A 21,767-nucleotide genomic window follows, 5' to 3' on the forward strand; every position below is an offset into this window, starting at 1 on the left:
GGTTATGAGAAGGCGATAAATTCACCAAACTCTTTCTGTAATTCATTATATAATTTCCTGAATGTATGCATGCGGTCATTCAGCGTTTCAAGGCTATCAACCGGCCTGTCATCATGTAATACAGGTAGTGTGCCATTGATCTTTTTTGCGGATTGTTTGAGGTCGTGGCGCATTTCATCAGCAACTTCCATCTGCCGGATAAACTGATTCTGAAAATGTTCAATCTGAATGCGGTCATCATCATCTGTAGTGCGTAATACCGCCTGCTCAAGCTGGCTACGCATAGACCGGAGGGCATCCCTTGCAGATTCTACTTCTGCCTTCCAGTCATTAATCTGTTCAAGCTCTGAGATTTGAGCGGAAACTTCCATATGTATTGATTTTAGCGTGAATGATAAGAAAAACAATCTTTCGGTCGCAAATACAATAGCCTGTTAGTATGTATTTCTAAGTTACAAACCTTTTTACAATTAATAAAAAAGGGTTATCACCGGACTGCGCTGTGATAACCCTTTACAAAATAAATTATACATCCAAATTATCTCATTAGTTCATTGGAACATCTATCAACAAAAACTCTGCTGCTTTAAGTGCCCTCACCGTCACCTTATCAAAATCTGTTAACCCAATAGCATCGCGGCGTTGCAGCACTTCTCCGGCTACTTCCACTTCTCCTTCCAGCACTAATAAATAACTTCCCTGCTGTGCCATTTTCGGTACAATGTCCACGGAATTACCTACATCAAATTTCCCTAATGAAAACCATGCATCCTGGTTAATCAGTAAAGCCCCGCTTTCTTGTTCCGGAGACACCACTACCTGTAATTTATTATTCCTTTCCGCAGGCTCAAATGCCTGCTGTTGATACCTTGGCGTGATATCACGTAATTTAGGGAACACCCATATCTGTAAAAAGCTGACAGGATCCGTTTTCGATGCATTAAACTCTGAGTGCGCAATGCCTGTACCAGCGCTCATGATCTGTACTTCATTTGTACGGATCACTTCATGCCTGCCTGTATTATCGCGGTGTTCCAATGCACCATGTAAGGGAATGGAAACTATTTCCATATTATCATGCGGATGTGTGCCGAAGCCCATTCCGCCTTTCACCATATCATCATTTAACACGCGCAATGCGCCGAAATGAATACGTTCCTCATTGTAATAACCTGCAAAACTGAATGTGTGATAACTCTGCAACCAGCCATGATTTGAAAAGCTCCGGGACGCTGCCCTGTGAATGATCTTTTCCATAACAATATCTCCTTTTTTTCTACTATAAAGGTCCTTATATATTGTTACACAGAGAATGGATGGATTAAAGAAAAGAGTGGATAATTTGAAGAAAGGTTAACCTTTTTTTAATATAAAAAAGGGAACCAGTTGGTTCCCTTTCAAATTATTTATGCCAGTTTAGCATCCAGTGTAATCTCTGCGTTCAGCAGTTTAGAGATAGGGCAATTGTTCTTGGCATCTTCTGCCAGTTCAGCAAATTTGTCCTTTTCCAGTCCTGCTGCTTTTACTGTTACTTCCAGGTGACTGCTGGTTACAGCGCCATTATCCAAAGTAATAGTCGCTTTTGTATCGATGTTCTCCGGTGTGAAACCAGCGCCGGATAACAGGAAACTCAGCTTCATGGTATAACAGCCCGCATGTGCAGCGCCTATCAGCTCTTCCGGGTTAGTACCAATTCCTTCTTCAAAACGGCTCTTGTAAGAATAAGCAGTGTTGCTTAATACGCCAGACTGGGTGCTTACAGTGCCTTTCCCTTCTTTGCCGGTACCTTGCCAGTTAGCAGATGCAGTTCTCTTCATGATTAAATTTTTTTGTATGGATTAAAGAATATGAGCATTGATTAGTGCCTGAAATTACTATTTCTTTTTGTCTCACAAATAAACACGTTACGTAGATTTTTCTCCACACGCAAAAAAGCCGGATGAATTACTTCATCCGGCTACACTATCTCTGGCAATCAATCCTTCAACAGGTTTTCACTCCACACCATTGCGTTAATATTATTCCGTTTCCCCCTATTGCTATTGATTCCTTATCCTGTCTGTTGTTTTGTAGCTGCAATGGTTATCGCCAGAAAATCCGCCTTACGCCTGTTTCACTAACTGCACACTAGCCTGCAATTTCACTTCTTCGCCCAGCATCACACCACCGTTGTCTGTTATTGCGTTGAATGAAACACCAAATTCCTTTCTGTTTATCTTTCCTTTTACTTCAAAGCCTGCCTTAGTCTGACCGTATGGGTCTTTCACAATGCCGCTATATTCTACGTCTAATGCTACTGGTTTAGTAACACCGCGCATAGTCAGGTCACCATTTATTTTCAACGTTTCGTTATCAACTTTCTTTACAGAAGTAGATACGAAAGTAATTTTAGGATACTGTGCTGCATGGAAGAAATCTTCCGCCTGCAGGTGCTGATCGCGGTCTGCATTCTTGGTAGTGATACTTGCTACATCAGCTTCAAAAGTAATTTTAGCATCAGTAAAATCATCACCTGCTGCTTCTACAGTTGCATCGTATTTACCGAAATAACCAGTCACATTAGTGATCATTAAATGCTTAATCTTGAATTCTACATCGCTGTGAGTTGAATCAATTTTCCAGGTTGCCATGATTTTAAGTTTAGTGTTTTAAGTTTTTTAATTTTATTGAAGGAGGTGATATTGATATGCTTTCAGGATTCGCAGACAGCAGGGAAATAATCCCATAACTATGCCAGCTACCCGGTCTCCTCACATTATCTGTTGTCACTTTCACATTATCTTCTGTCACTTCCGAATTACAATACAAAATTAACTGTTGCAACAAATATTAGGAATGGATAAAAAGACTTTAGTGGTGGACTATTTTTTGGGGGTTACACATTTGCCCGGGACGCTTCCTTAAATTCGGAAGGCGTTTGGCTGGTGTATTTCTTGAAAAAGCGGCTGAAATAATGGGGATCTTCAAAGCCCAGCTTATAGGCTATCTCTTTTGCGGAAAGGTCTGTATTGTATAAATAACGCTGCGCTTCGAGGATAACGCGGTTCCGGATATGCTCTCCTGCCGTGATACCAGATAATTGTTTGCTGATCTCATTTAATAGCACAGGCTTAATATGCAGTAAAGCAGCATAATCCGATACATTCTTTAATATGGTATATTTCTCTTCTATCAGGTTTTTAAATTGCAGGAACTGGGAACTGTTATGTGTAGCATGCTGTTCCGGGGTGGCCACCATGCTGCTTCCCTTTATACGGGAGGCCAGCACCAGGAAATAACGCAACAGCCCGTGTAAAGCGGTTTCGTATTCAGTAGCCTGCTCTGTCACTTCCTTCATCATCATATGCACCAGCATATCAAACTCCTTTTCCTGTTCCGGGTTAAGGCTGATCACACTACTGAACTGGTTATTGAAGAACAGGGCAGAATTAATGCCCATCAGGGTGGCTGACTGATCTTTCAGACACATAAAGGTGTCCTGAAAGGCAATCATATACCCTTCCACCTTCTCACTAAACTCCATTTTATGTACCTGGCCCGGGGCCAGGAAGAAAAGCATATTCTTTTTTACCGCATGAGTAACCGTATCTATGGTATGCTGCACCTGCCCTTTCTTAATCCAGTAGATGGTATAGAAATCGTGGCGATGCGCAATGCCATTCTGGGCAAAGAAACCATTTCCCAGTTCGCACAGACCGGACACTACAAACTTAGGGTCTGTATGTACATATTCCGGTAAGGAAACTACTTCTATATGGTTTCTTTTTTCACTCATTCGAAAACACCGGCAATTTCTACTTCCCGGTCTTCTGGTTCTATATAATCGATGATAAAATTATTACGTCCTTCTCCCACCATAATCCCCAGGTACTTCATCTGCACCAGTTCCAGCATACCCAGGAACAGGAATATCGCATGTACACGGTCCTGGCAATGATCGAACATCTTCTCAAATGACATGGTTTTCTCCTTGCTGGCCAGCTCTATCATGTATTCACGGGAGCCTTCCATGGTATAATCGTACTTATATACCACGTGCTGGGGCTTGTTATCCCGCTGCTTCACCCTTTGCATCACCTTTTCAAAGGTTTTGGTCAGTTTGAAGAGTGTAAGCGTCTGTACCTCAGTACCTTCGCTGGTTAACTCACCAATGGAAGCCAGTTCTTTGGCAATATTTCCACGTTTCACCTGCAGCATACGGTCGGCTTCTTTTTCTGCCAGTTCTGCCGCAGCCTGTTTGAAACGCTTGTATTCCATGATCTTATCTATCAGTTCCTGCCGCGGATCTATCTCAATACCCTGCTCATCCAGCTCCTTACGCGGAATCAGCATCTTGGCTTTGATACGCATCAGGGTAGATACAAACAGTATAAACTCACTGGCCTGCTCAATATTCAACTGTTCCAGGTGATGGATATAAGTCAGGAAGTCCTGTGTAATGGTATTGATAGGAATATTATAGATATCAAGCTCATCTCTTTCTATGAAGAAAAGCAGGAGATCAAATGGTCCCTCAAACTGGGGAAGCTTTATTTTGTAACTATGATCATTCATATAATGGTGCAAAGGTTACCAAAAATAGGCAAAATCCCGCTCATCAGAACTTTGCCGTAAACCCGACGCCGATAACTTCTTTTATTTGCAGTCGTGGTCCCATTACACCCGTTTTCGGGTTTGCAAACACTTTTACATCATCATCATAGATCATATCCATAGAAATATTGGCAGATATATACTTATTTACCTGCAAATTCAGGCTATTAGTCCAGAACACATCAATATTCTGTGGATTATGTTTATAGTCGGAGAACAGATCACACCTGGTTTTGTACACGATATTCTTCGCAATCTGGGTTACCCAGTTAAAGGAGAAATAAGCACCAAACTCAGATTTAACATGTTTACCGGTATCTACTCCAAATGCAGCCTGTGCAGCCAGATGGTCATCCATCACAATTACATAACGGGCCGTTACAGGAGATACGAATACAGATAACTGGTCATTGGGTTTAAAATCAAGACCGGGAGAAAACAGCACATAGGCTGGCGCCATAAACCGGGATACCAGTTGTGGTTTCGATGTATCAGATGCGTACAGGTAACCATCCGTAAACTGTGAACGGAAATCTACCAACGCACTCAGGTAAAGGCTTTTGGCAATTTCATACCCGTATTTGGTAGTAAGCCCTATACGGTCATCACTCTTACGACCACCTAAGCTGGTGGTATTTACATACCCGTAAGCCAGGTCGATCACATTATCCCAGTTATGTTTTCCGTTCCTGTAATAGGCAAATGCACTGAATGCAGATGCTACGGAAAAAGAGAATTTATCACCCCCCGCAGCCCAGTTGGTCAGCGTTCCCTGGTTTACATTCAGGTTGAAAATAGCACCTTTCTTCCAGGGGAAGTGGGTTGTATCAATGGCATCCTTCTTTATCTTACCGCTGGCTTCCTCTCTGGAAGTTTTCATCCAGTCGCTCTGCGCATGCAGCATACCAAAACATAACAAAAAGCAAATAGCAGTTAAAATGGATTTTCTCATTCGTATATAAATTGTCCCGGGCGCAAAAATAGAAAACTAACTTATAATTTTCTCTGCCGCAGGATAAGTGGGGAATACAAACTAAATCAGGCTCTCTTTTTCAGCTCATCGCGAATTTCCATGAGCAGTTTTTCCTGTGTGCTTGGTTCCGGAGCTGCTGCTGGTGCAACTTCTTTCTTACGGGTTAGACGGTTCATGAATTTTACCAGCAGGAAAATACAAAAAGCGATAATAAGGAAATCAAATATACTCTGGATAAACGCGCCATAAGCAAATGCCGGCGCACCTGCTTCCTTCGCTTTTGCAAGCGAATCGAAATGCGATCCCTTACTATCATTTAACAAAAAGAACTTGTCTGTAAAATTCACACCACCGGTCACTAACCCAAGCACCGGCATTAAAATGTTCTCGACAAGGGAAGTAACGATCTTACCAAAGGCAGCACCGATGATTACACCGACAGCCAGGTCCATTACATTACCTTTTGTTGCAAACTCTTTAAATTCTTTGATGAATGACATAACAATGCTTTTTTAAGGTGAACAAAACGATTCGCTAAAGTAATAAATATTATAATTATCTCATTATTAGAAGATTATTGCTCCAGCTCAGGGTATTTCATTTTGAATGATTTCAGTGTGTCCCGCAACGTTTTCGCTACTACGTATTCCTTATACCAGTTATGGTCCGAAGGCACTATTATCCAGGGTATTTCATTACAGTTCTCAAAAGCATCTTCATACACCTTCATATACTTTTTCCAGAGTTTAGCCTCCGCCTGATCATTCTTGTTATACTTCCACATCTTACGCGGATTATTAATCCGCTCCTGCAATCTGATACTTTGCTCTTCCTGTGATATATGCAGGTAAAACTTTAAAATCGTGGTGTTATTGTGTTGAGTTAGTAAACGTTCAAAATCATTGATAGCATCCATTCGTTTATGCGCCGTCTTATCATCGATCCATTTATGCACCCGCTGCACCAGTATATCTTCATAATGAGAGCGGTTAAATACCTGGATCATTCCCTTTGCCGGTACATGCCTGTGTATACGCCACAGGAAATCATGATCTGCTTCTTCCGGTGTAGGTGCCTTAAAAGATTGTACATCTATCCCCTGTGGATTCATACGGCTCATCACATGATTTACCAGTCCATCCTTACCACTGGCATCCATCCCCTGCAACACTATCAGAACCGAATGTTTATGCTCTGCATATAACAGGTTCTGTAATTCATCCAGCTCTGCAAGAATCTCCTGTGTCTGCGCTTTTATCTGTTCCTTATCTATTTTCTTAGGGCCTGTTGTACTGATATCTGATAACCTGATCTTGCTCATGATAGATGTTTTATGGTTTCCTAGTTCTAACAAAATACAAACCATAGTGTTCTTTTCAGCTAAAAATTCTCAATTTATACAGACCTTCGGGTCCCTAAATAATCAACCTTGAACCAACGTACAATTCACTGGACCATTTTTCTGCTATTGTCATTAACCTGGGGTAGTTCCTTTATCCTGATGAAAATAGGTCTTGAAGGCCTAACACCTTACCAGGTGGCAAGTTTACGCATCCTGTCCGCAGGTATATCGCTGTTACCTTTTTTCATAAAGTTTATCAGGCAAACACCAAAGAACAAAATTCCTGTTATCATCCTTTCGGGAATACTCGGAAACCTGCTGCCAGCTTATCTTTTCTGTATCGCAGAAACCCGTGTGGATAGTTCCCTGGCCGGTATGTTAAACGGCCTTGTTCCGCTGATGGCTATACTGGCAGGCTTCTTCATCTTCCACCAGAAAATTATAAAACAACAATTACTGGGTATCTGTATAGGATTCTTAGGGGTGATATTGTTGTTTACTGCAAATGGAATAGATGCCGGCTACTGGTACTATGGCTTATGGATAGTACTAGCCACTATTTGTTATGGTATTAATATCAGCCTTGTACATAATTACCTGAAAGGGTTCAGTTCCATGCAGCTGGGGGCTATAGCACTGTTCTTCTGCGGACTCTTTGCTTTGCCTGTGCTGATCTATTCCGGGTTCTTTACTTTATTATCCGGGCCGGATATTCCGTGGAAGTCCATCGGGGCCAGTGTAACCCTGGGTATCATGGGTACCAGCGTAGCTTCTGTATTATTCTATGTCCTGATCAATAAAGCCGGGGGTATGTTTGCCTCTATGGTGACCTATGCAATGCCTGTAGTGGCCCTGATATGGGGATTACTGTACGGGGAAAGTATTTCCTTATTCCAGGTAGGATGTATGCTGATTATCCTTGCCGGTATGTACCTGGTAAACAGGAAAAGGGCTTAAAATACAAACTCCGTTAGAAGATAACTTCTAACGGAGTCTTTTAATAAGATCGTACAGATCGTTAAACAGTCATGATCTCCTTCTCTTTCTGTGTAAAATGTTTATCGACCAGGTCTATAAATTTATTGGTAAGTTCCTGAATATCAGCTTCCGCATCTTTAGCAGTATCCTCACTTAAGCCATCTTTCTGCAGTTTCTTGATACCTTCAATAGCATCCCTGCGGATATTCCTGATAGCGATTTTAGCCTGTTCACCTTCACCGGCAGCACGTTTTACAAATTCTTTTCTTCTTTCTTCTGTAAGCGGGGGCAGGAACATGCGAATGATCTGACCATCATTCTGCGGGTTAATACCAATATTGGAAGCTATAATAGCTCTTTCGATAGGTTGCAGCATATTCCTTTCCCATGGCTGTATGGTAAGGGTACGTGCATCCGCCACACTCACGTTAGCTACCTGCTGAAGCGGAGTAGGCGCACCATAATAGTCTACCGTAATTCCATCCAGTATCTGAGGATTTGCTTTACCGGCCCTGATCTTGGTGAGTTCCAGTTCCAGGTGTCCTATAGCTTTTTGCATGGAATCGGCAGCATCATCCATAATTAACGTTAGATCGTCTTGCATAGCAAAAAATAATTAAGTGCGTGCAAACCTACAGGATTTATCTGAAATTCTAAAGTCGGAACGACTCGAAGAATACCTTAACGGGTTACAAAATTAAGACTGGAATTATTTGTCCTGGAGAATTCCCTTGGGATTTACCCGTAATATTTTCGGCTGTGCAACAGGCGGAGTTTCCACAACTTCCTGCATAGTGGTAATAACAACCGGCTGAAGCATGGATTCTTTCCTTCTCTTCATCCAGTATACACCACCAGTCAGTGCAAAGGCTGTACCTACTACTAATGCCAGTAAGTAAGTAGTACCCATATACTGTAAGGCAAAAGCCAGCGCAATGTAAGCGGCATTTACAGATACGGACACCAGGGTAGTTTGCTTGTGGCTAAGACCCAGTGCCAGCAGATAGTGGTGAATATGATTACGGTCTGCCGCAAAAGGAGACCTGCCCTGGAACATACGGATGGCAAACACCCTTAATGTATCGAACAGTGGAAGAATGAGGATAGCGACCGCAACAGCAGGCACGGACTCTACAGGTAATTTACCGGCAGGGTTACCTGCTTCCTCTATAAATTTCACGATCAGAATGGAATTTACCAACCCTATCATCAGGGAACCGGTATCACCCATAAAAATACGTGCAGGAGAAATATTGAAGATCAGGAATGCAGCAAGGCCACCAGCCATTGCAAATCCCATTACTGCATATAGTAAGTCGCCGGTATAAAGGAAATAAGTACCTAATACACCGGAAACAAGCATACCAATGCTACCTGCCAGGCCATCTACGCCATCAATCAGGTTGAACGCATTGATTATCACAAGAAAAGTAAAGTAAGTAAGTAAAAGACTGAAATGAGGGGCCAGGGTACCAATTCCAAGAAATCCGTACATACTGGTGATCTGCAGATTACCAAGATATATCACTGCAAAAGAAGCTACCAGCTGACCAATTAATTTTTTAAGAGGAGAAAGACCTATCACGTCATCCTTCATTCCCACCATGAATATCACGAGGAATGCCGCCACCATGTACTGGAACGGCGAATCTGCCAACGCAGGCACACATACGGCCGAAGCCATAATAAATCCAGAAAAAAAGGCAATGCCCCCTAAAGTTGGTATGCGTAGTTTGTGTGACTTCCTTTCATCCGGTTCATCATAAAGATGTTTCAATTCAGCGACTCTTATCAGCACAGGAATGGCAAAGTAGGTCACAACAAAACTAAGGACTGTAGCAATTAAAACATTCTCCATCGGAGGGGTCTTGGTTATGACAAAGATATTAATTTCAATCAAATGTGTATCAGATAAATCGAAAAACTGAAAAGTTTTGATACCTTGGCAGTCGTAAATACGTATTTAGACGTGATTATGTCTGATTGTATCTAATATTCTCTTAATTTTGTGATTCTAAACACTACCAACAATCATGCCTCAGTTGACAGAAATTGCTACTCAAATAAGACGGGATATAGTTCGCATGGTACATGGCTCCCAAAGCGGCCATCCAGGTGGCTCATTAGGTTGTGCGGATTTCTTTACCGCTCTCTATTTCAAAATTATGCAGCATAAGCCGCAGCCTTTTGATATGGATGGTTTAGACCAGGATATCTTCTTCTTGTCCAACGGACATATTTCTCCGGTATTTTACAGCGCACTGGCACATTCCGGTTACTTCCCCAAGGAAGAGCTGGCTACTTTCCGTAAGCTGAATTCACGCCTCCAGGGCCATCCTACCACTCATGAACACCTTCCGGGTGTCAGAGTTGCATCAGGTTCTCTGGGTCAGGGTATGAGCGTAGCTATCGGTGCTGCACTGTCTAAAAAACTGAATAACGACGACCGCATTGTATTCTCACTGCATGGCGACGGCGAATTACAGGAAGGACAAAACTGGGAAGCCATTTTATTCGCTCCTCACCACAAAGTGGATAATCTTATCTGCACCATCGACTGGAACGGTCAGCAAATTGACGGTACCGTTGAAGATGTAGCGGGATTAGGTGATCTGGAACCTAAATTTGCCTCTTTCGGATGGAAAGTGCTGCACATGAACGGAAATGATATGGACGACGTAGTTACTACACTGGAAAAGGCTGTTAGTCTTACAGGCCAGGGTCAGCCTATCGTTATCCTGATGAAAACCATCATGGGTAAAGGTGTTGACTTCATGGAAGGTCATCACGAGTGGCATGGTATCGCTCCTAACGACGATCAGCTGGCTAAAGCTTTAGCTCAGTTACCTGCACCTGCAGACCTCGGAGATTACTAATATATTCATATAGCTAAAAAGCTCCTGAGAAGAATCTTCTCAGGAGCTTTTTACATTTTATACAAACATGTTTTTTTTGGATAGTGCTTCGCCCCATCCAAAAAAATTGAAGGGATTTTGCAGGGCTTCGCCCTGCACCCAGAAATCAATGCGAGTAACTGCGTTTTATAGCTAGGTTGCTTTTAATTCTATTCCCTGCCGCCCGGCCCTTCTTGCCGGATACCAGCTGGCTCCGATACCTATCACAATAATCGTTACACTCACCAGCAGAAAATCCACCGGATGCATACTCACGGGGTAAGCACTCACCAGAAAGGATGTTCCTTCCAGTTTAATCAACCCAAACTGCTGCTGCAACAGGCAAAACAAAATACTCAGCCCGAATCCTATAACGGTCCCCGTTCCGGCAATAATCAGCCCTTCCGCCAGGAAAATCCTGGTAATCGTTGAAGATCTTGCCCCCATGGCCGTCAGGATAGTGATATCTTTCTGCTTTTCCATCACCAGCATATACAACGATCCTATCATATTAAACGCTGCAATCACCAGGATAAAACTCATGATCACATACACTGCCCATTTCTCCGTTTCCATAATGGCATACAACGACTGGTTCTGCTCATACCTTGTCTCCACTTTATAACCAGCACCTAATGTATTGATAATGTCTGCTTTCAGTACTTTGTCATCTATCCCGTTCTTCGCACGTATCTCCAGTGCAGACATCTCATCCTTACCCATTTCCAGCAGCTGCCGCATGAATGCAATATTCGTAATCACATATTTGCTGTTAAACTCCTGCTGAATAGCAAAAGACCCGGCAGGATATAAGATCCCGCTGCTAAGCGCATCTTCCGGTAATACCGCATTGCTAACATTACGACGGGGCAGGTACACCGAAATAGGAATAAGACTCCGTTCCACATCTACCCCAAGGGCCATTTCCAGCTCTATACCCAATACGGCACGGTAAGCAATATCATCACCGGTATCAAAATGCCCGCGTGCAATGCTCTTGTCTACTTCTGCTACCTTATTGTAATTGCTGTCTACCCCTTTGAGAATAGCGATAGTCTGGTCTCCTTCTCCATAGCGCAGCACGGCTTTTTCTTCCACTACTTCCGTCATGTGGGCCACATTTCCTAAACCGGCTATCATCTGGAGCTGCTGTGCGGTAAGGTGGATAGTTTTACCACTGGCAGCGCTAACCCTTACGGATGGATAAAAAGAAGAATATAATGACTTTACAAGCCCTTCAAAACCATTAAAAACGCTGAGGATAATGATCAGCGCTCCTGCGCCAACCGCAATAGCCGATACACTTACCCACGCGATAATATTAATGGCATTGGTACTTTTTTTTGCCCTGAAATAACGGAATGCAAACTGCCAGATCATGTTTTATTACGTAAGCACTAAGCCTGTTTACTTATTTTCCTTCCCTTCATCATCTTCCTTGATCTTCTTGAACAGTTCATCCATCTTAAACACATATTCCAGCGTATCATCCAGGAATAAAGACAGCTCCGGTACACGGCGCAGCTGCTTGCCCACACGGTTTCCCAGGTCTTTCTTAATCTCTCCCATTCTTTCCTTGATACGCAATATCATCCCCGCGGTATCCGCGATCTTGAACATACTCAGATATACCCTTGCCTCCAGTAAATCCGGAGTAAGACGCACGGAAGAAATGGAAATCATTCCACCTTCCAGGATATTAAATCCCATGCGGTTAAAAATATCACTCAGCTCTTTCTGTAACAGCTGCCCGACTTGTTTCTGTCTTTTACTTTCCTGCATAATCTTAAAGTTTGAGGTTTTGATGGCTGAAAATTAAATGTACATTAACTTGCACCCTCATTCAATCCTCTTTGGCAAAGATAAGGAAACAGGCATGTGCTGAAAGATAAAATCACAAGCCGTTTCCGGAAAGATAAAGAGATAAGACAAATAATTGTAAGATGAAGACTTTTTTCAGGCTCCTCAGTTTATCAAAACCCTATCATCACTTTATTCCGGAGTATGTCGTATACGTCATACTCTACACGATTTTCGGGTTGATGAACTTCACCCTGATCATCCCCCTGATGAATACCCTCTTTGGAGCCGGTGACCAGGTAATCATTACCCACCTGCCTTCATTCTCCTTAACATTCACTTATTTTAAAGAGGTATTCTATTTTTATCTCAATGAACAGATAGTTGCCTACGGTAAGTTTGGTGTACTGGTATACGTATGTATCATCATTTTCGTCTCCATCGTACTTAAAAACCTTTTCGGATGGCTGAGCCAGAAGGTACTCACACGCATGCGGGTAAACATGGTGCGTAAAATGCGTGAAAAGCTCTTCCATCAGTTCAGCACACAATCCCTGGGCTTTTTTCATAATGAGCGTAAAGGTGACCTGCTTTCCACCATCAGTAGTGACGTAGTAGAAGTGGAAGCCTCTGTGGCCACTTCCCTGCAGATCATCCTCCGGGACCCACTCGTGATCATCACCACTTTTATCGCCCTGTTCTATATCTCTAAAGAACTTACCTTTTTCACATTACTGTTCTTCCCGGTATCGGGATTTCTGCTCAATTCTCTTTCCCGGAAACTGAAAAAACATTCCAATGCCAGTCAGAACCTGCTGGGTAAAATATTGAATACCACTGAGGAAACCCTTTCCGGTATCCGTATTATCAAAGCTTTTAATGCAGAAAACTTCATCCGCAGGAAATTTGATAAGGATAATAACGCTTTTGCTGAAACAGTGAAATCTATCCAGAACCAGCGTGAAATGGCTTCCCCTGTTTCTGAAATAACAGGGGTGCTGGTCGTGATCATTATTATGCTCTATGGCGGTCACCTGATCCTCTCCGATTCCAGTCAACTGAGTGCCGGTTCCTTTATCGGTTACCTGGCCCTGTACTTCCAGATCCTGGCCCCGGCAAAAACGATCGGTTCTGCCTTCACCTCATTACCTAAAGGGCTCGCCGCAGGAGAAAGGGTATTACGCGTAATAGATATCGACAATCCTATCAAGGATAAAGAAAAAACTGTTCCGCTGGACGCCTTCGAAAAAGAGATCACCTTCGATCATGTATCCTTTAAATATGAGGAAGCTGCCGTATTAAAAGATATACAGCTCACCATCCCTAAAGGCCGTATGGTGGCCCTCGTAGGAAAAAGTGGCGCCGGTAAGACCACCATGGCCGATCTGCTGCCCCGTTTCTATGACGTAACAGATGGCCGTATCCTGATAGACGGAAAAGATATCCGCGACGTGAAAATGCACGACCTCCGTGCATTAATGGGCATGGTTTCCCAGGAAGCTATCCTCTTCAACGAAAGCATTTTCGATAATATCGCATTCGGACAAACAGACGCCAACAAAGAAGAAGTGATCAGGGCAGCTAAAATTGCCAATGCACACGAATTCATTATACAGCAGGAAAACGGGTATGATACCGTAATCGGCGACCGTGGTATGAAACTGAGTGGCGGACAGCGTCAGCGCCTCACCATTGCCCGGGCTATCTTCAAAAATCCTCCCATTCTTATCCTGGATGAAGCTACTTCTGCCCTGGATACAGAATCAGAAAAGCTGGTACAGGATGCATTGGATAAACTGATGCAGAATCGTACCACCATTGTCATCGCACACCGTCTTTCTACCATCCAGCACGCAAACGATATCGTAGTACTGGACCGTGGTGAGATCAAAGAAAGAGGTACGCATGATGAACTCCTTGCCCGGGATGGTATTTACCGCAAACTGGTAGAAATGCAGGAATTTAAATAGGGAATCAGCGGGAATCTTGCTTGGTACTATTTTTGCGCCCTTTCGACGCAATTTGCTGATTTTGTCAAAAGGACGATAAGCTATTTTTCATCTTCTAACCAACAAGCATTGCCTATGATTTCCATTGTTATTCCTGTTTTAAATGAAGGGGCTACCATTCGCCAGGTCATTAAAACCATTAAAAAAACATCAAGGAAAATAGAGATCATTGTTGTAGACGACAACTCCACCGATAATTCTGTAGAAGAAGCCTTAAAAGAGAAAGTAAGAGTAATTACCAGTAGCCAGCGGGGTAAAGGTATTTCGATGAGAGAGGGGATGATGGCGGCCAAGAACGATATTGTTATGTATGTGGATGGAGATATCCTCACTTATCCTGAAAATATTGTGGCCCTGCTCACAGACCCTATTGTGGAAGATAATGCCGACTTTGTAAAATCGTACTTTGAAAGACAGGCAGGCAGGGTTACCCAACTGGTAGCCAAACCGCTGTTAAGTATACTTTTCCCGGAATTATCAGAATTTAAACAGCCGCTCAGCGGGATGATTGCAGCACGCAAATCCTTTTTGTCCAAAGTACAGTTTGAGAATGATTATGGTGTTGATATAGGGTTATTGATAGATATGCATATACAGGGCGCCAGGATCACTGAAGCCAATATAGGCAGGGTGGAAAATGCGATGCAGACCTGGGAGCAGTTGAGTAAAATGTCGCGGGAAGTATCCCGCACAATCCTGAAAAAGGCGGAAAATATCCCCCAGGACAACCTGGAAACACTGGGAAATATCAACCTCATCAGGGAGCAGATGGAATATTCTATTCTGGAATCTATTGATAAGTTGCATAAAATGGTGATCTTTAACATAGACGAAGCCATTTTTTCAGAAGACTATCTCCTTACAGCGGCTACAGAATTTGGTTTTGCGGCCACATTAAAGCAAATCAGAGAGCAGGCAGAAGATCAGATCACTTTACAGGAACGTACGGCTCAGTTGTTCCGCCAGCGCAATCTGGCAGAATTGCTGGAAGTTGCTGACGCTATTCCCCTGGTGCCTGATATTAAAGCGGTGGTGAGAGAGTTAAAGAAGAGAGGTTATACATGTGGGATTATAACGGATGGGTTTGAATGTGTGGCCCGCCATATAAAGAATCAGCTGGGAATGGACTTTGTATTTGCGAACAGACTTCACTTATACAATAGTGTCGCCACCGGCGAAATGACGATTCCGGAATACTTCTTGTGCAGTGATGCCGACGGTGCAACTGTTTATTGTAAGAGTAATATCCTTGATTACATTTCGGAGAAATACCATATCATGCCGCAGAATGTGATTTATGTAGGCAGTGGGGCTGATGACTGTAATCTTTTACAGAAAGCGGGTGTTGGAGTAGCGTTCAACGCAGAAGATGTGTGTATAGAGAAAGTAGCTGATAAGATCATTCCCGGCCCATGGATGGAGCCATTACTGGATATTGCACAGGCCAGCCCTGAGAAATTCAGGATACGTTTGCCGGCAATCAGTAAGAAGCAGGCCAGACGCATAGGGGTGGGTAGTCTGATCGGACTGGCATCGGCCGGACTTTTTTACCTGGCAGCCAGGCAGCTCAACAAAAGTAACAGACAGGTCTCATTAAGATAATCTCCTTGAACACCCTGTTTATTTTTTCTGGCATCCCGGATATCCCGGGATGCTTTTTTATATAAAAAATCCTGATCTTATTCCCATTCTTACACCACCGGTATTTTCCGGTGTAATGTTCTTAATGGAAATGTGATCAGGATCTATCCTTTCGGAAAAGTCTGAATTATTTACTCTTCGCCAGCTTGGCCTCAATGCTAAGGGTAGCATGTGGCACTGCACGCAGGCGGGCTTTGTCGATGAGTTTACCGGTTACGCGGCAGATACCGTAAGTTTTGTTTTCTATACGGATCATTGCTTTTTCCAGGTGATCGATGAACTGGATCTGACGGCTGGCCATCTGGTTCAGTTGCTCTCTTTCCTGAGAACCGCTGCCATCTTCCATGCTCATGTATTTGTTCTCAGTATCATCAGTACCGGCTTCATCCTTGCGGGTGATCAGGCCCTGCAGGTATACCAGTTCCTTTTTAGCTGCTTCCAGCTTCTTCAGGATCAGGTCTTTAAATTCCAGCAGATCAACATCACTGTAACGATAAACAGGACCGGACGGAGCCTCAGGCTGATCCAGTACAGATTTCGTAAACTCAGGCTGGTAAGTTACCAGCGTTGTTGCTTTAGAACCTTTTTTATCGGTCTTGTCAGTACGCTCAGCCGGTTTGTCAGCTTTTACAGCTACCTTATCGGTCTTCTGCGCCGCTGGTTTCTTGCCTGCATCTTTTGCAACAACTTTTTCTTTATCTTCTTTCTTTACTGGCATTATTTCTTCGTTTTCTACTGGCTTTGAAATTAGTTTTTCTTTTTCTGCAACAACACTTGGCGTTGCCACTTTTGTATCAGGCACTTTCTGGGAAACGGCTGTAGCAGGAGCCGTTGCCTTTTTAACGGGTTGCTCTACATGAGCCGCTACGGGTGCTTTTTTAGCTGCAGATGGTGGGGCAGCTTTGGTTACGGTCTTACTGGCAACAACCTTGGGAGGAGCCACAACAGGCTTAGCCGCAGCCTTAGGAGCTGCCGTTTTTACAGCTGCCTTTTTCGGAGGTGCTGCTGCCTTTTTTGCAGGGGGTGAAACAGCTGCTTTTTTAGCTGGTACTGTTTGCTTGCCCGCTACTTTTTTAGCCGGAGCCGCCTTCTGGGTCTTTGTACTAGCAACTTTCTTGCTTGTTGCCATGGGGAATTAGCTTTTTATGTTAACTAATACGTTGAATTTCAGATCATTTACTTCAATTTCAAGTCCCTCCTGTAATTCCGGCACCACTTCTATACTATCTGCCAAAATTTCCGTGCAAATATAGTCATTATAGTTAATAATCGCCGATTTCAGGCCATCTATTGCAGCCACTTTTACCTGTATACGGTCTGTCAGTGCAAAATCACTGTCCTTTCTGATCTTCTGTATGCGATTGACTAATTCACGGGCGTTACCCTCATCCTGTAGTTCGGGGGTAATAGTAATATCAAGCGCAACAGTTAAGGCGCCCTTATTAGCTACTGTCCAACCAGGAATATCCTCAGAAATAATCTCTACATCGGATAGCTGTATAGGTAGCTGCTCCCCGTCTATCAGCAGATCAAACTGTCCGTTACGCTCAAGGGTTGCGATATCTGCTGCACTAAATGCGCTGATGGCCGCGGCTACCGCTTTCATCTTTGCACCCATCTTTCCACCCAGAGATTTGTAGTTTGGCTTAATCTTCTTCTTGATGAAGCCCTCTGTTTCTGTAAGATAGTCAATACCTTTTACATTGACTTCACTTTTTATCAGGTCTTCTACCTGCTCCAGCTGTTCTTTTACCCTTAGGTCCAGTATAGGGATCAGTATCTTATGCAAAGGCTGCCTCGCCTTGATACTTACCTTCTTACGCAATGACAATACCATCGAAGAAATTGTCTGTGCCTGCAGCATCCCTTCTTCCAGGTCCGTATCTATTGCTGCGGGTACTACCACCGGGAAATCCAGATGATGTACTGATTTTGCATCACTACGCTTGCTGACATTGTTCAGATTACCAAACAGCCAGTCAGAGAAGAACGGTGATACCGGCGCCATCAGTTTGGACAGTGTTTCCAGGCACTCATACAAAGTCTGGTAAGCCGATGTTTTATCATGTCCGCGTTCTCCCTTCCAGAACCGGCGACGGCAAAGACGTACATACCAGTTGCTCAGCTGTTCGGTCACGAAGAACTGAATAGCCCTGCCTGCCTGAGTAGGTTCGTACTCATCAAAATATCCTGTTACATCTTTTACGAGTGTATTCAGCACCGAAATGATCCAACGGTCAATTTGCGGGCGCTGTTCCAGCGGAATGTAGGCCTCTGCAAACGTAAACTTGTCGATGTTGGCATACATGGCAAAGAAGCCATATGTGTTGTACAGCGTAGAGAACAGCTTACGCTGTATCTCATCGATGCCATCAATATCAAATTTCATGCTATCCCAGGGAGAAGCATTCGTTACCAGGTACCAGCGTGTTGCATCCGCTCCAAACTGCTCCAGAGTGGCAAAAGGATCGACCACATTGCCGAGACTTTTACTCATTTTGATGCCATTCTTATCCAATACGAGTCCGTTTGACACCACGGTTTTATAAGCAACACTGTCAAACAGCATTACTCCCAGGGTATGCAGTGTGTAAAACCAGCCACGTGTCTGGTCCACACCTTCTGCTATAAAGTCTGCAGGAAAATTTTTCTGGAAGGTTTCTTTATTCTCAAAAGGGAAATGCCACTGTGCATAAGGCATAGCGCCACTGTCAAACCATACATCCACTAAATCCGGCTCACGACGCATTGGTCTGCCTGAAGGGCTTACCAATACTATATTGTCTACAAAAGGTTTGTGCAGGTCGGATGTCAGATAACTGATATAATCTTCCAGGTTCTCCGTACCGGCTGTGCCGGCTGTATACTCCATTACACCGGCATCAAACGACTTGCGCAGCTCTGTACGCAGCTCTTCCAGCCCGCCTATGCAGATCTCTTCTACTTCCACTTCCTCGTCCTCAGAGTCTTCCGTACGCCAAACAGGCAGTGGAGTACCCCAGTAACGGCTACGGCTCAGGTTCCAGTCTACCATATTCTCCAGCCAGTTGCCAAAACGTCCTGTACCTGTTGCCTGCGGCTTCCAGTTGATCGTTTTATTCAGCTCCACCATCCTGTCTTTCAGGGCAGTGGTACGGATGAACCAGGCATCCAGCGGATAATACAATACCGGTTTATGTGTACGCCAGCAATGCGGATAAGTATGTTCATACTTCTCTATCTTAAAGGCGCGGTTTTCCAGCTTCAGCTTCACTGCTATATCCACATCCACATCCTTATACTCCGGATCACTCTTATAATTTTTTACATATCTGCCACCAAACTCACCCACTTCATCCAGGAATTTCCCCTGTTTATCTACCAGTATCAATATGCCGATACCGTATTTCTTTCCCACACGATAGTCATCCGCACCAAAAGCAGGAGCGGTATGCACGATACCCGTACCATCTTCTGTGGTAACGAAATCGCCCAGGAGCACACGGAACGGATCCCCTTCTTCAGGTTGCACATATGGTAACAGCTGCTCATAACGCATATTCTCCAGCTGACTGCCACGGCATACCAGCAGGATCTGCCACGGAATGATTTTATCAGTGGCCGTATAAGCACCAAAGTCCCCGTCTTCCCCTTCTGCCTTAAAATATTTACTGATCAGGTCTTTTGCCATGATCACATTTATTGGCAGGTGGGTATATGGATTGAATGTGCGGATCAGTGCATATTCTATATTAGCACCAACAGTAAGGCCCAGGTTGGAAGGAAGTGTCCATGGGGTAGTTGTCCATGCCATGAAGAATACTTCAGCAGCTGGATCGGCTTTCCTGGCGGCTTCAAAGAGGAAAGCAGACTGATCTGATTCCTGGGCTTTGAACATAGCCACCACAGTAGTGTCCTTAACATCTTTATAAGTACCTGGCTGATTCAGTTCATGAGAACTCAAACCAGTACCCGCTGCCGGAGAATATGGCTGGATACTGATACTCTTATATAACAGGTCTTTTTTATATAACTCCTGTAAACACCACCAGAGGCTCTCTATATAATTATTCTCAAATGTGACGTAGGGCGACTTCAGATCTACCCAATAACCCATCTTACGGGTCAGATCATCCCATTTATCCTTATATTTTAATACCTCAGAACGACAGGTTTTGTTATATTCTTCTACAGAAATCTTCTTTCCGATATCTTCTTTAGTGATACCGAGCGTTTTTTCCACACCTAATTCCACAGGCAACCCATGGGTGTCCCATCCGCCTTTACGATTTACCTGGAAACCACTCATTGTTTTGTAACGGCATACCAGATCTTTCAGCGTACGGGAAATAACATGGTGAATACCGGGCATCCCGTTCGCACTTGGCGGTCCTTCATAAAAAACGAATGGTGTAGCGCCTTCCCGCAGGGACACGCTCTGCTCAAACGCCTGGTGCTGCTCCCATCGCGCCAATATATCCTTCTCTATCTGCGGTAAGTTCAGCTGATTATATTCCTGATATTTACTGGTCATAAAACAATTAGGTGCCCTTTGACGTTAATAAGTAAGTTGATTAAAATTCTGCAAAGTTACGGATTTTCAACTGGCTCAGAAAGGACTAAAAGGGACTTTAATAAGCAATTGCTACGATCTTTTGATATTTTTTGTATTTTTACAGTGCATTGGTTCGCCTAAAGATTTTGGCATTGTTTTGGTAACTACGTCGGAAGAAATGATAAGTTGAAAAACTTAACCCAGTCAGTAACGAAAAACCATATCTGAAACATGAAAAAGCTAATATTAATAATTTGTGTGGCATTGATATCTTCCGGCACAACTTTTGCACAAAAAAAATCAGCAAAAAACAAGAAGGTAGTTGCTAAAACTGAAGTAGTAGCACCGGTAGTTGTCAAGGATGCTTTTCAGCAGAACTTTTCAGGATCGGACGCGAAATGGTCTAAGAACTATAGCGGACATTGGGTAGCTAACTTTACAAAAGAAGAAGTTAAGACTACAGCAGAATATGATGAGAGTGGAAAGTGGGTCGCAACACGCAGCGCATATGCAGGAGATAAGTTACCGGAAACAGTAGCAACAACAGTAAAAGCTAAATATCCGGCAGCTACCATAAAAGATGGTTGGAAAATTGAGAGATCAGATGTTGCAGCGTATTATAAAATAAATATTCAGGATAACGGTACAGAAAAAGCGGTGTTGATCAATGAAGCGGGTACCATAACTGAATAGTTTTCAAACAAGTATTTCATAGGTATAGGGATAAATAGGACAGACCCTGCTCTTTTGGGCGGGGTTTTTCATTTGTACTAATTAAAGATTACACTAAATAAAAATGGCTCCGACGGATGTCGGAGCCATTTTATGTAATTACGGTCGAAAGCTTACTTGACGAATGCACTTTCAAAAGGTCAAATATGGTGTTTGAGGAGGTGCAAAAAATTGAATGGCTTTACTCACTTTTTTTCGCTCCGCAAGCTTTCTTCCATGGTCAAATCTGATAAGGAAGCTTATAACTGAAGATCAGGATAGATATCTGCCG

At 43.4% G+C, this 21,767-nt stretch carries 20 protein-coding genes; 5 read left to right on the forward strand and 15 right to left on the reverse strand.

Annotation, left to right across the window (positions count from 1 at the left end; genetic code table 11):
• Positions 1 to 2 precede the first annotated feature (2 nt).
• The 9 genes from BMW86_RS08980 to BMW86_RS09020 all read right to left on the reverse strand — a co-directional run bounded on the left by BMW86_RS08980 (position 3) and on the right by BMW86_RS09020 (position 6,887).
• Positions 3 to 371, reverse strand: a complete 369-nt coding sequence (locus BMW86_RS08980; RefSeq protein WP_089781020.1) for a hypothetical protein — start codon at positions 369 to 371, stop codon at positions 3 to 5.
• 175 nt (positions 372 to 546) lie between these two features.
• Entirely contained in the window at positions 547 to 1,257 is a 711-nt protein-coding gene (locus tag BMW86_RS08985) for a pirin family protein (protein WP_089781023.1), read from the reverse strand.
• 149 nt (positions 1,258 to 1,406) lie between these two features.
• On the reverse strand, positions 1,407 to 1,817 hold the full coding sequence (locus BMW86_RS08990) for an OsmC family protein (RefSeq protein ID WP_089781024.1): 411 nt from the start codon (positions 1,815 to 1,817) through the stop codon (positions 1,407 to 1,409).
• Positions 1,818 to 2,102: 285 nt separating this feature from the next.
• Positions 2,103 to 2,630 carry a YceI family protein gene (locus BMW86_RS08995; protein ID WP_089781027.1) on the reverse strand — a complete coding sequence of 176 codons (528 nt, stop codon included), beginning with the start codon at positions 2,628 to 2,630 and terminating at the stop codon, positions 2,103 to 2,105.
• 245 nt (positions 2,631 to 2,875) lie between these two features.
• Complete coding sequence (locus tag BMW86_RS09000; protein ID WP_089781029.1) at positions 2,876 to 3,775, reverse strand: helix-turn-helix domain-containing protein; 900 nt, start codon at positions 3,773 to 3,775, stop codon at positions 2,876 to 2,878.
• Complete coding sequence (locus BMW86_RS09005; RefSeq protein WP_089781032.1) at positions 3,772 to 4,554, reverse strand: segregation and condensation protein A; 783 nt, start codon at positions 4,552 to 4,554, stop codon at positions 3,772 to 3,774. The genes BMW86_RS09000 and BMW86_RS09005 overlap by 4 nt, the downstream gene beginning before the upstream one ends.
• 43 nt (positions 4,555 to 4,597) lie before the next feature.
• Positions 4,598 to 5,545: a DUF3078 domain-containing protein gene (locus tag BMW86_RS09010; protein WP_089781035.1), complete on the reverse strand. Its 948-nt coding sequence runs from the start codon at positions 5,543 to 5,545 to the stop codon at positions 4,598 to 4,600.
• 86 nt (positions 5,546 to 5,631) lie between these two features.
• Positions 5,632 to 6,066 (reverse strand): large conductance mechanosensitive channel protein MscL, encoded by a 435-nt coding sequence (gene mscL, locus BMW86_RS09015; RefSeq protein WP_089781037.1) that lies wholly within the window; start codon positions 6,064 to 6,066, stop codon positions 5,632 to 5,634.
• 74 nt (positions 6,067 to 6,140) lie between these two features.
• Positions 6,141 to 6,887 (reverse strand): PPK2 family polyphosphate kinase, encoded by a 747-nt coding sequence (locus BMW86_RS09020; protein WP_089781039.1) that lies wholly within the window; start codon positions 6,885 to 6,887, stop codon positions 6,141 to 6,143.
• A gap of 108 nt (positions 6,888 to 6,995) precedes the next feature.
• Here BMW86_RS09020 and BMW86_RS09025 point away from each other — a divergent pair, with 108 nt between their 5' ends.
• Positions 6,996 to 7,865 (forward strand): DMT family transporter, encoded by an 870-nt coding sequence (locus tag BMW86_RS09025; protein ID WP_089781041.1) that lies wholly within the window; start codon positions 6,996 to 6,998, stop codon positions 7,863 to 7,865.
• Positions 7,866 to 7,926: 61 nt separating this feature from the next.
• On the opposite strand, the gene frr is transcribed toward BMW86_RS09025, so the two are convergent.
• A complete protein-coding gene (gene frr, locus BMW86_RS09030; RefSeq protein WP_089781043.1) occupies positions 7,927 to 8,490 on the reverse strand; it encodes a ribosome recycling factor in 564 nt (187 codons plus the stop codon).
• Positions 8,491 to 8,595: 105 nt separating this feature from the next.
• Positions 8,596 to 9,744, reverse strand: a complete 1,149-nt coding sequence (locus tag BMW86_RS09035) for a glycosyltransferase family 4 protein (protein ID WP_089781045.1) — start codon at positions 9,742 to 9,744, stop codon at positions 8,596 to 8,598.
• 175 nt (positions 9,745 to 9,919) lie between these two features.
• On the opposite strand from BMW86_RS09035, the gene BMW86_RS09040 reads away from it, so the two are divergent.
• Positions 9,920 to 10,762 (forward strand): transketolase, encoded by an 843-nt coding sequence (locus BMW86_RS09040; protein WP_089781047.1) that lies wholly within the window; start codon positions 9,920 to 9,922, stop codon positions 10,760 to 10,762.
• 171 nt (positions 10,763 to 10,933) lie between these two features.
• Here BMW86_RS09040 and BMW86_RS09045 read toward each other — a convergent pair whose 3' ends face one another.
• Positions 10,934 to 12,160, reverse strand: coding sequence for an FtsX-like permease family protein (locus BMW86_RS09045; protein WP_089781049.1), 1,227 nt, complete (start codon positions 12,158 to 12,160; stop codon positions 10,934 to 10,936).
• 27 nt (positions 12,161 to 12,187) lie between these two features.
• Positions 12,188 to 12,562, reverse strand: coding sequence for a 30S ribosome-binding factor RbfA (gene rbfA / locus BMW86_RS09050; protein WP_089781051.1), 375 nt, complete (start codon positions 12,560 to 12,562; stop codon positions 12,188 to 12,190).
• Positions 12,563 to 12,723: 161 nt separating this feature from the next.
• On the opposite strand from rbfA, the gene BMW86_RS09055 reads away from it, so the two are divergent.
• The gene (locus tag BMW86_RS09055) at positions 12,724 to 14,550 is read left to right on the forward strand and encodes an ABC transporter ATP-binding protein (protein WP_089781053.1); all 1,827 of its coding nucleotides are present in this window, start codon (positions 12,724 to 12,726) and stop codon (positions 14,548 to 14,550) included.
• A 114-nt stretch (positions 14,551 to 14,664) separates the two neighbouring features.
• Positions 14,665 to 16,191, forward strand: a complete 1,527-nt coding sequence (locus BMW86_RS09060; protein WP_089781055.1) for an HAD-IB family phosphatase — start codon at positions 14,665 to 14,667, stop codon at positions 16,189 to 16,191.
• A 166-nt stretch (positions 16,192 to 16,357) separates the two neighbouring features.
• Here the strand turns inward: BMW86_RS09060 and BMW86_RS32480 are convergent, their stop codons facing one another.
• Both BMW86_RS32480 and ileS read right to left on the reverse strand, forming a co-directional pair.
• Complete coding sequence (locus BMW86_RS32480; RefSeq protein WP_143056533.1) at positions 16,358 to 17,359, reverse strand: TraR/DksA family transcriptional regulator; 1,002 nt, start codon at positions 17,357 to 17,359, stop codon at positions 16,358 to 16,360.
• 6 nt (positions 17,360 to 17,365) lie between these two features.
• Entirely contained in the window at positions 17,366 to 20,743 is a 3,378-nt protein-coding gene (gene ileS, locus BMW86_RS09070; RefSeq protein ID WP_089781058.1) for an isoleucine--tRNA ligase, read from the reverse strand.
• A 252-nt stretch (positions 20,744 to 20,995) separates the two neighbouring features.
• Here ileS and BMW86_RS09075 point away from each other — a divergent pair, with 252 nt between their 5' ends.
• Positions 20,996 to 21,457: a PepSY-like domain-containing protein gene (locus BMW86_RS09075; RefSeq protein WP_089781060.1), complete on the forward strand. Its 462-nt coding sequence runs from the start codon at positions 20,996 to 20,998 to the stop codon at positions 21,455 to 21,457.
• Positions 21,458 to 21,767 lie beyond the last annotated feature (310 nt).

Source organism: Chitinophaga sp. YR573, from assembly GCF_900110995.1.
Lineage (GTDB): Bacteria > Bacteroidota > Bacteroidia > Chitinophagales > Chitinophagaceae > Chitinophaga.